2 protein-coding genes are annotated in these 1,784 nt (G+C 73.0%); both read left to right on the forward strand.

Translation table 11 applies throughout. The features are described from left to right. Window positions 1–761: hypothetical protein (locus tag FNH04_RS45620; RefSeq protein ID WP_228032061.1), on the forward strand; the 761-nt coding region annotated here is incomplete at its 5' end. Continuing rightward, window positions 761–1,784, forward strand: a 1,024-nt coding sequence (locus FNH04_RS45625) for a serine/threonine-protein kinase (protein ID WP_152792093.1), incomplete at its 3' end; no start/stop codon positions are given. The genes FNH04_RS45620 and FNH04_RS45625, both read left to right, overlap by 1 nt.

The raw sequence follows: 1,784 nt of genomic DNA on the forward strand, positions 1-1,784 counted from the left end.
GAAGTCTGCTGGTCGGATGTACGGGCGGATCGGCGGAGGGTGGGGGCGGTGAGCCGTCCCGGCCGACGGGGTCCCCCTCGGGCGGCACCTCACCGAGCGCTTCGGCGAGTGGGGGCTCGCCCGCCGTCTCCACGCCCGATCCCGAACTCGTGCCCAGGACGTCGGCGGCGGCGGAGCGGCTGGTCCGTTCCGTCGCACTCGGCCCTGACGACTGGGGCCGCGGCTTCGTCGCGCAGAGCCCGGGCGAGAGTACGCCGGGCACCTGGGCCGTGCTGGACGGCACCTGCCGCTGGCAGCGCGAGAGGCTGCCCAAGGGCGTGCTGGCCAGCCTGTCCCGGTACAGCAGTCTGCCCGGCGGCGACGGCAAGGGCACCGTCAAGGTGACGGTCGCGGTTACCGCCCACGACTCGGTCCTCGGTGCCGACGAACAGCTGAGCACCACCCTGGAAGAGGTCCTGCGCTGCCCGGAGCAGCGGCTCCGGTCCGACGAGCGGCTCACAGGGCTGATGTCACTCGGCACCCCGTTCGGCGCCCGGGAGCAGAGGTACGCCGACGACTCCGTTCTCGAAACCGGCGAGTACGCCGAGGAGGGCGGCGGCACCGGTTCGTACCGGTGGATGGTCGCCCGGCTCGGCACCGTCGTCGTGGCCGTCGCCGTCAAGGGAGCCGAGGGATACACCCAGCCGGAACTCAACGAACTGGGCACCAGCGCCCTCGTACAGATGCTTGAGCGCGTCCAGCAGCAAGTGGAGAAGAAGTGATGGAACCGCTCCGTACCGCCGACCCGGCCAAGATGGCGGACTACCGGCTGCTCGGGCGGCTCGGCGCCGGGGGCATGGGCGTGGTCTATCTGGCCCGCTCCTCCGGGGGCTCCCTGGTCGCGCTGAAGGTCATCCAGGCCGAGTACGCGGAGGACGCCGGGTTCCGGGAGCGGTTCCGGCGCGAGGTGGACACGGCCCGGCTGATCACCAGCCCCTGGGTGGTGCCTCTCGTCGACGCCGACCCGGACGCGGTGGCGCCCTGGCTGGCCACCGAGTTCGTACCGGGGCCCTCACTCGGCGAGGCCGTCGCCGCGCACGGGCCTCTGCCCGCGGCGAGCCTGCGGGTCCTCGGTACCCGGCTGGCGGAGGCGCTGCGGGACATCCACGCCGCCGGTCTGGTGCACCGGGACGTCAAGCCCGGCAACGTACTGCTCGCGCTGGACGGGCCGCGACTGATCGACTTCGGTATCGCCCGCGCCCCCGAGGACACGACACTCACCGCGACCGGCGTCGTGGTGGGCACGCCCGGCTTCCTTCCGCCGGAACAGGCCGAGCCGGGGGACGGACAGCGAGTCGGAACGGCCGGCGACATCTTCTCGCTGGGCTGCGTGCTGGCGTACGCGGCCACCGCCCGTCCGCCGTTCGGCACGGGCGCGATCGACGCGCTGCTGTACCGCACGGTGCACGACGCGCCGGATCTGGCGGGTCTTCCGGAGGAACTGGCCGATGTGGTGACCGGCTGTCTGGAGAAGGATCCGGGGCAGCGGCCCGGCGCGGAGGATCTGGCGGAGGCACTGACCGGTACTTCGCCGACGGGCACCTCCGGGGCCGGTGCCGGTGAGGGCGAGGAGGATGAAGGGGAAGGCGACGAAGCCGCCTGGCTGCCCGAGCCGTTGATCCGGCTGATCGCGGAACGGTCGGCCGCCGGACTCGCGCTGCCCGGTGTCGACGACACCGCGATCGACCCCGCGGGAGACGGAGTCGAAGCTGCGGACACCGTGGCCGCCCCCTCCCCCACCACCC

It is taken from the genome of Streptomyces phyllanthi (genome assembly GCF_009377205.1).
Lineage (GTDB): Bacteria > Actinomycetota > Actinomycetes > Streptomycetales > Streptomycetaceae > Streptomyces > Streptomyces phyllanthi.